This window comes from Clostridium thailandense, from assembly GCF_019207025.1.
In the GTDB taxonomy this organism is placed as follows: Bacteria; Bacillota; Clostridia; order Clostridiales; family Clostridiaceae; genus Clostridium_AM; species Clostridium_AM thailandense.
This window is the reverse complement of record NZ_JAEEGC010000039.1, coordinates 83,639-91,454: the sequence shown is the minus strand read 5'-3', so window position 1 is coordinate 91,454 and position 7,816 is coordinate 83,639. Positions and strand designations below refer to the sequence as shown.

General features: G+C 29.5%; 7 protein-coding genes. 3 read left to right on the top strand and 4 right to left on the bottom strand.

Annotated elements, in window-relative coordinates; translation table 11 throughout:
• Positions 1–553: 553 nt before the first annotated feature.
• The 4 genes from I6U48_RS09950 to I6U48_RS09935 form a co-directional block, all read right to left on the bottom strand.
• Positions 554–2,407 carry a PAS domain-containing sensor histidine kinase gene (locus I6U48_RS09950; RefSeq protein WP_218320256.1) on the bottom strand — a complete coding sequence of 618 codons (1,854 nt, stop codon included), beginning with the start codon at positions 2,405–2,407 and terminating at the stop codon, positions 554–556.
• Between the two features lie 68 nt (positions 2,408–2,475).
• Entirely contained in the window at positions 2,476–2,613 is a 138-nt protein-coding gene (locus I6U48_RS09945; protein WP_218320255.1) for a cyclic lactone autoinducer peptide, read from the bottom strand.
• Complete coding sequence (locus I6U48_RS09940; RefSeq protein ID WP_218320254.1) at positions 2,603–3,271, bottom strand: accessory gene regulator ArgB-like protein; 669 nt, start codon at positions 3,269–3,271, stop codon at positions 2,603–2,605. The genes I6U48_RS09945 and I6U48_RS09940 overlap by 11 nt, the downstream gene beginning before the upstream one ends.
• Positions 3,258–3,734 carry a hypothetical protein gene (locus tag I6U48_RS09935; protein WP_218320253.1) on the bottom strand — a complete coding sequence of 159 codons (477 nt, stop codon included), beginning with the start codon at positions 3,732–3,734 and terminating at the stop codon, positions 3,258–3,260. The genes I6U48_RS09940 and I6U48_RS09935 overlap by 14 nt, the downstream gene beginning before the upstream one ends.
• A 211-nt stretch (positions 3,735–3,945) precedes the next feature.
• Between I6U48_RS09935 and I6U48_RS09930 the strand changes: the two genes are divergently transcribed.
• The 3 genes from I6U48_RS09930 (at position 3,946) to I6U48_RS09920 (ending at position 7,728) form a co-directional block, all read left to right on the top strand.
• Complete coding sequence (locus I6U48_RS09930) at positions 3,946–5,271, top strand: ABC transporter substrate-binding protein (RefSeq protein ID WP_218320252.1); 1,326 nt, start codon at positions 3,946–3,948, stop codon at positions 5,269–5,271.
• A gap of 47 nt (positions 5,272–5,318) precedes the next feature.
• On the top strand, positions 5,319–6,308 hold the full coding sequence (locus I6U48_RS09925) for an alpha/beta hydrolase (RefSeq protein WP_218320251.1): 990 nt from the start codon (positions 5,319–5,321) through the stop codon (positions 6,306–6,308).
• 184 nt (positions 6,309–6,492) lie between these two features.
• Positions 6,493–7,728, top strand: a complete 1,236-nt coding sequence (locus I6U48_RS09920) for a hypothetical protein (RefSeq protein WP_218320250.1) — start codon at positions 6,493–6,495, stop codon at positions 7,726–7,728.
• Positions 7,729–7,816 lie beyond the last annotated feature (88 nt).

The window sequence follows — 7,816 nt, the reverse complement described above, 5'->3', positions numbered from 1 at the left end:
AGAATCTTTGATAACTCGCTGTGCTCAACCAATCAAATCTTCTAAGCTTTTTTAAAAATATGAGCTAAGACTTGTAGCAAAAGTATTTAAATGTGTCTTCTAGAATGTAAATATATCCCTGCGTATAAGTTAAGTGTCTGGTGTGGATATTTCTATATATAGATCGTTAACTTTAAAGATTAATCTATTCAAGTACCAACTTGTCATTTTTGTATTTTATATGTGTTAAAAACACTGCTTCTTTCAATAAATATAGCAAATTGGATAAGTTCAGTTATAGAGTTAACTATCTATAGATAACTACACCAGAAAGTAGACTTATACGCAGGTATATGTTTCCAAAGCTGAAGGCACATATAAAAATTTTTTAGTCAATCTTAGCGAAGCATTTTAGAAAATCTTAGGAGTTTTTATATGTTTGAGGTACGAGTTTATAAAAGCTTCTTAGATTTTCAAAATGCTAAGCTTTAGATTGGCAAAAAGTTTTTATTGTGCCGAAGCTTGGAAACATATGCCGGAGTGTAAGTCTACTTTCGGCCGTGGGTACCTATAACTATTTATATATATCTGAAAATTCAATGTTAACTCTTTCTGGATTTGTTTCATGCACAAAATTTTTTTCATCAGTTTCTCCATCTAATACCTTCACTGGAAGTTCAATAATAAACTTACTTCCTATACCCAGTTTGCTTTCAACGTAAACTTTCCCGCCATGCATTTCTACAAAAGATTTTACAAGAGATAAACCAATACCGCTTCCTTCTCTATTTCTACTTAATGTCTTGTCTACTTGTCTAAATCGTTCAAATATTATTTTCAATTTATCCTCCGGTATTCCAACTCCTGTGTCTCTTACGGAAATAGCTACAATTTCTTTTTTATCTTCGATATTTATGCGTATTTCTCCTCCAGGATTTGTGAACTTAATTGCATTTGAAAGTAGGTTAAGAAGTATTCTTTCAATCTTATATGGATCAAATGCCATTATTTTTTCCTCTACCTCAGTATCAAAAATAAGATTTATACCTTTGTCCTCAACATATGCTGCTACCGATAAAGTTATATCTTCTACCACACTAATTATATCATGATTTTGCAAGTCAACTCTAAGAAACCCTGAGTCCGCTCTAGTGATATCTAATAAATTATTAATCAATCTCATAAGTCTATAACAATTTTGTTTCATTACCTTTAAATACTTTTCCTCTTTTTCAACATATTCCCCCTCCATATTCTTGTTATACATATCCAGTACTTGTACTGCAGCAAATATAACATTTAGTGGAGTTTTTAATTCATGCGATATATTTGAAAAAAATTCTGTAATAAACTTATTAGATTCAATGGTTTCATTTAGCAATTCTATGTTCTTTTTTACGTCTTTTTGCAGCTTTTCTACCTGCTTTTCTGGTGTAATATCACGAAGAATACTTAAAATTGTAGGTTTACCTTCATATATAAAATATGTAGATGTATTATGTACACTGACTATCTCTCCATCTGTCTTAAGTATCTTTCCTTCAAAAAATGACATTGTATTTTTTTCATTATATACTTTTTTAAATTTCTCATTTACAATATCTCTTCCTTCGATTGGTATAAAATCCAACATTGACTTTCCATTTAAATCCTCTGCATTTGAGACACCTATGAGTTTAACTGCTCCTTCGTTGGCAAATATTAGTTTATTATCCCTATGAACTAATATAGTATCTCTAGAATTTTCAATTAGTAAATTATAGCAAGCTTCATTTTTTAAAATTATTTCTTCCATATACTTACGCTGTGTATCTTGTTTATTTAACTTTTTGTTCAACTTTTGAAGTTCTAAATTCTTTTGTTTTAAATTTTCCTTTTCAATTTTCACATAGTGTCCAAGCGGCCAGGCCGTTAGAATAAAAACTCCAACCAAAATCAGATCATTTTCAAAGCATTCATTAATATATGCACTAGATGGTGCATATATTAAATCTATTGCCAATATTATTATAGATGCAATGCAAGCTATAGTCATTCCCCATTTCATCCCTGACTCTAAAGCAGAAGTAATGATTATGAATAGAAACAAAAATTTATATTGAACTATACTAGAATTTGATTTGATAATCATAATAGATAATATTGAAATAAAAACAAAATTTTCAAGTGCTCGCATATATAATCTATTTTTACATTTCATAGAGCGCAATGAAAAAAAGGACCATAAGAAATAAGTCAGCATTATTGCAAAAGCTAACATTCCCAAAGAAATAGTGCTTATATATCCATTTTTTTCATTGAATATAATTCTATCTTTTACAAATATTTGACTATAAATTATTATTGAGCAAAGAAATAATGAAACTAGCTTAACAACTGATATAATATCATTTATGCTTTTTTCTCTATTATTTTTAAAACTATCCATATCTTCACTCCTATATTCGTATTCAATAATATAAGGACCGAAAATACGATCCTTATATTAGTTCTGCATTATTTTTCTCTAAGGCACTTTGGCTCTTTAGGTTGATATACGCCCAAGCCACATGCTGATGTTGATGTTTTTAAAGCGGCATTAGTAAGCATCTTTTCACTTAAAGTTAATACAGTTTTTTTTAGCTTACCTTTCATCTTTATTCCTCCTTTGAAGTATATTTAAAACATCCTCTATTTTATATAATAGCTGATGTCCTTTATCTGTAAGTGTGAAAGCTTGCCACATTACACCTAAAAGCAAAGCTTCAATAGTACTTAAAAAAAATTTACTGCTACTCCTATAGTAAATAATTCCTAGAATAATTATAATTATGGCAAATAAGTTTAATACTCTAATAGAATTTCTTTTCAGCCGCTTTCTTGTTTCTAACTTTACAATTGGCTTAGCTTCACTATCGACAGGCGCTAGCTTATTAATGATATAATAACTGCTTGCCATACATAATACTAATATAAAACCAATTATCTCAATACTAAACAAGGGAAATACTTTATTTACTATTAACGCAAGTGCACTAGTTTCCACCGCTCCTATCCCAGCACACCTATTTGGAGTACTCGCATGAGCCCCACCAGAATATTTTCTTAGCAAAGCCCAACTAAAAGATATGATTAAGGCTTGTACTAATACTTTTAAAATAATGCCTAATATCACTACCCAAAATATGCAAAATATGGCTTGAAGCAAGTTAAACGCTCCATAAGCAATAATCTCTTCATTATCTTTATCCAAGTCTAAATTCAAGGCAATTTTATTCCCTATTTTGTTTGATATTTTTTCAATTAAAAACATTTTTAGAACCCTCTTTTTCACTTTTAGATATTAATATATTTGCTAGTAGTATAGCTAATGAAAACATTATTAGTGATGGAGTAAAATACAAAACTTTTACCAATGGATTATTTAATATTGATTGCATATTAAGTTTTAAACAATTTAATATATATGCATTTAAAGCTTCGCAAGCAGATAGAGTTATTGTCCAAAGCATTGAAGCTGATATAGCATCTTTAATAGGTATTTTATTCAAAAAAGTAGCTAACAAAATATACAACATAATAGAAATACCTGTATGTATACCAAAATGAATTGGCAGCATTCTTATTAAATATGCACCTATTGCAAATAGTATACTTGATGCAAAATAGCTACTTTTTTTAATTCTTATATTGGCAATTACATATGATCCTAGAATAAATAAAAAACATTCAGGAATGAGTCTTAAAAAAAGTTCCCAGACAGTTAACTTTAGCATATAACACAATTACCTTTCTTAAAATAATATATGCTAATTATACCATTATTTTATTATAAGGGAAATAATTATAACATATATATTAAAAATGGATTATTTTTTTCTGAGGCTCAAATCAGCTATGATTTACATTTTTATAAAGTAGATTTATAATTTTAGAAAGATAGGCACAATCATTTATAAAAAACTAAAATGGAGGCTTTAATTTTATATGAAACTCATAAATTTTAAGTATTTTCCAATTATAAGTATAATTTTAATATTTTCTATAGTTACTACCTGCAAAGATACCTCTCTTCAGGTAAATAATTATAAGAATCAAGAAAAAATCAAATTAAATTGTATTATGTCTTCTGAGGATAACAATAAATTAGAAGCTTTTAAAACTTTTTCAAATGATATAAAAACCCTATTGCCAAATTACGATGTAAACTTCAAGTTTATAAAAGGTGATATGCCAACCTACGAAACAAAAGTAAAGGTTCTTCTATCTTCTACTGATATACCTGATGTTTTTTTTTCAGATAACGGAAACCTTTCAACTGAACTTTTATCAACGGATTCTGTTCAACCTATCGATAAGTATTTAGATAAACTGAAATTTTGGGATATAGTTATTCCCTCTGCCAAAATTGTTGGATATAAAAATCATATATATGCAGTTCCTTTTGACCCAATATACTATCAAGTAATTGAAATTAATACAGACTTATTTCAACAAAATAATATTAAACCTCCAACTGATTTTAATGAACTCAAGACTGCAATTTCTATATTTAAATCGAAAGGTATAGTTCCTATTGCCCTTGGTGGTAAAAATGGTACAAGTGTTTATAAAATGATCGAGGCTTTTTCTGCTACCATTGACCCCAAAATCACCTCCAAGCTTATAGAAAAAAAAGGTGATTTTTCTGACGAAAGTTTCAAACAATCTGCCACAAAAGTGAAAGAACTAATGGACATGGCAGCATTTGAGCAAAACTTTGCTTCTAGCTCAGATCAAGATGCTGCTAATTTATTTACTTCTGGCAAAGCTGCCATGTATTGTACAGATTCTTCAAATTTTAAAATATCAAATCAGAAGCTAAATGGTAAATGTGGATTGCTCCGCTATCCTACTATAGGTGATTCAGCTAAGGAAAATATAAATAGCACCCTAATAGGTGGAGTCACTAAAAATTCTGGTTTATTTGTTTCTACAGCTTCCGAACATCCATCAGAAGCAGTAAACCTTGCTGTTGAAATGTCCAAGTACTATAATAAATACTTATATGAAAAACAGAATAACCATGCAATTATTTATCTTCCTAATAAGTTAAATTTAAAATCTCCTCCAAATAATAATATAGCTTTACAATCTCTTATGCTTGGTTTAGCTGATAGTAAAAATACTTCTTCATCAAGTTTGCTTCAAGGCAATAATATATCGGCTGCAGCATCTAAGGCTATAACTGATGATTCTTCAGCTTTTATGACAGGACTTTTATCTGTGGATAATTACACAAAAAGAATGGATAACGGATTAAAATTAAAATAATTTATGGCATCTAAAGCGTATTTTTGCCATCTGGAGATGATCTTAATATGAATAGTTCAGTAATAGTAACTAAGAGGAAGTTCCAACTTAAAAAGAAACATAAAATATTAATAACGATAACGTTAATATTGCTGCTTGCTATTAATGCAACAGGATTTTACTTTGGAGATATGTATTATCAAAAGGTATGTAAAATATATATTAATAGATCCAACACAGATATTCAATATTATAAAAATAGTTTTAACTATAATAGATTCTCCTCACTTGAATCTTATGACATAAATATACAATCTAGTTTTGGATATAAACTTGCAGGAACTTATATATTCAATCCCAAACCTACAAATAATACTGTTATTCTAGTCCATGGCATTACTGCAAGCCGATGGGAATCTATGAAATATGCTGATATGTACCTTGATATGGGCTTTAATGTTCTAGCCTATGATTCTAGATATCATGGCAAAAGCGGCGGTAATGATATAACTCTTGGCTTTTTTGAAAAAACTGATCTTGATAATATAGTAAAATGGGTAAGGTGGGTAAACCCCAATGCTATAATTGGAGTGCATGGCGAATCCATGGGGGCTGTAACTGCATTACTGCAGGCAAGTTTGGATCAAACAAAAAGAAATGTAAATTTTTACGTGGTGGATTGTCCGTATTCTGATATTTCTGAGTTGTTAGCCATAAAGCTAGCTAAAGATGAAAAGCCCCACTTAGGACTAGCTGCTAAATTCATACTTTTCTATGGCAATATTATCGCACTCAATAAATCTGGTTTTTCACTTTATGCTGTATCCCCTATAAAAGCAATAAAAAACATCAAAACTCCTATTATGTTCATTCACGGGAGTAATGACACTTTTATCCCTGCATCAATGTCACTGGACTTATACTTGGAAAAAACAGGGCCTAAAGACATATACATCTCTCCTGGAGCAGAACATGCTATGTCCTATTTCGTTAATAAATCTGAATATACTGCAAAAGTAAAACAGTTCTTAATTCAGAATAAATTTCTGGGATCATAAAACAAACATTTTTATAGCATAAATGTTTCAATATGTAAATAGGATAAAATAAGAGAAAATTCAAAGCTAATTGATATAGAAAGTAAATTAGTTGGAAAATCCGATTAAAAGGTACAAAAAACTATATTGACCTGTATTTTCTATGATGTTATAATTACCACATGATCTTATTGGAGGTGTAATAATGAATAAATTGAAAAAACTAGCAACAATAGCAGCATCTGTTGCAATGGCAACTTCTCTTTTCACAGGTTGTAGCTATGATGCAACCTCACTTGCTAATGCATTTAGCAAAACACAAAAAGCTACTAGCTCAGAGTCAAAAACAGAAATAAACTTAAAGTTTAGCGCTGAAAATCTCTCTGCTGAAGAACAAAACTCTGTAAATAAAGTTATTCCAATGATAAATAACGCAAGTATAGTTATGAATTCTAAAATGAATCAAAATGAAAGTGCTACAGCTGCAAAAGCACAAATAGACATGTCAGCTAAATTTGGGGACATGCCTCTAGATTTAGGTGTTTGGGTAGATTCAAGTTCTGAAAATGATAAACTGTCTTTTAAAGAAATTATTAAATTACCAGCTATTGCTCAATCCGAAATGAACGGTAAACAATATGTTGTTTTGGATAGTTCAAAGATGAATGGCGCTAGCGGTATGGACTTTTCTAAGTTAACACAGACAAGTGAAGATATGCAAAAGAAACTTTCAGAATTAATTGCTAAGAGTATGGTTAGTTTCGACCCTAACTTTACTTTTATTACAAATAAGGGTTCTCAATACATGAATTTACCTGATGGAAACAAACCAGTGCATTTGTATCAAGTTACTCTAAACGACAAGAACTTTAAAAGCTTAGTAAAATATACTTCAAATAATTTAGTAAATAATGCTGATGCAAGAGACTTTTTGAAAGATTACATGATTGCAATGACTAAAGTTTCTAACTTAAAGGAAGAAGATTCGGCTGCTGCTGAGGCAGAAATAAATAAATCCTTCTCAGACTTTGAAAAGGGATTACCAGAATTCACAAAACAAATGAACAAAGTATTAGACTCCTTTGATAAAGTAACTATTATTGGTGATAGAGGAATTGTAATTAATTATGCTGTAGATGAAAATGGATATATAGTTAGTGAGAATGGATACATGGATTTAGTATTTGATGCACCAAACTTTATATCTACAGTTCAAAGTTTAAGTGGTTCAAAAAATGCAAGTGCTTCAAACACTCTTACAGGCGTATATAAGTTAGGAATAGATTTTAATTCAACTATTTATAATATTAATAAAGATGTTGAAATTAAATTCCCAGAAATAACTGATGAAAATTCTATTCAATATGAAGATTTATTTAAACAAGGTACAAAATCCACACAAGCTAAAATAATAAAAAACGAATTAGCAAAAGTTAAATAACTTATGAAATACCGTACTGTTTAACAGTACGGTATTTATATATTTGGGAATGAAAAATATATTTAATTTGTTAGATTGCTTATATATA

Excerpts from the sequence above, each read along its gene's own strand:
- I6U48_RS09950 (WP_218320256.1), bottom strand. The coding sequence starts at position 2,407 with ATGGATAGTTTTAAAAATAATAGAGAAAAAAGCATAAATGATATTATA.
- I6U48_RS09945 (WP_218320255.1), bottom strand. The coding sequence starts at position 2,613 with ATGAAAGGTAAGCTAAAAAAAACTGTATTAACTTTAAGTGAAAAGATG.
- I6U48_RS09940 (WP_218320254.1), bottom strand. The coding sequence starts at position 3,271 with ATGTTTTTAATTGAAAAAATATCAAACAAAATAGGGAATAAAATTGCC.
- I6U48_RS09935 (WP_218320253.1), bottom strand. The coding sequence starts at position 3,734 with ATGCTAAAGTTAACTGTCTGGGAACTTTTTTTAAGACTCATTCCTGAA.
- I6U48_RS09930 (WP_218320252.1), top strand. The coding sequence starts at position 3,946 with ATGAAACTCATAAATTTTAAGTATTTTCCAATTATAAGTATAATTTTA.
- I6U48_RS09925 (WP_218320251.1), top strand. The coding sequence starts at position 5,319 with ATGAATAGTTCAGTAATAGTAACTAAGAGGAAGTTCCAACTTAAAAAG.
- I6U48_RS09920 (WP_218320250.1), top strand. The coding sequence starts at position 6,493 with ATGAATAAATTGAAAAAACTAGCAACAATAGCAGCATCTGTTGCAATG.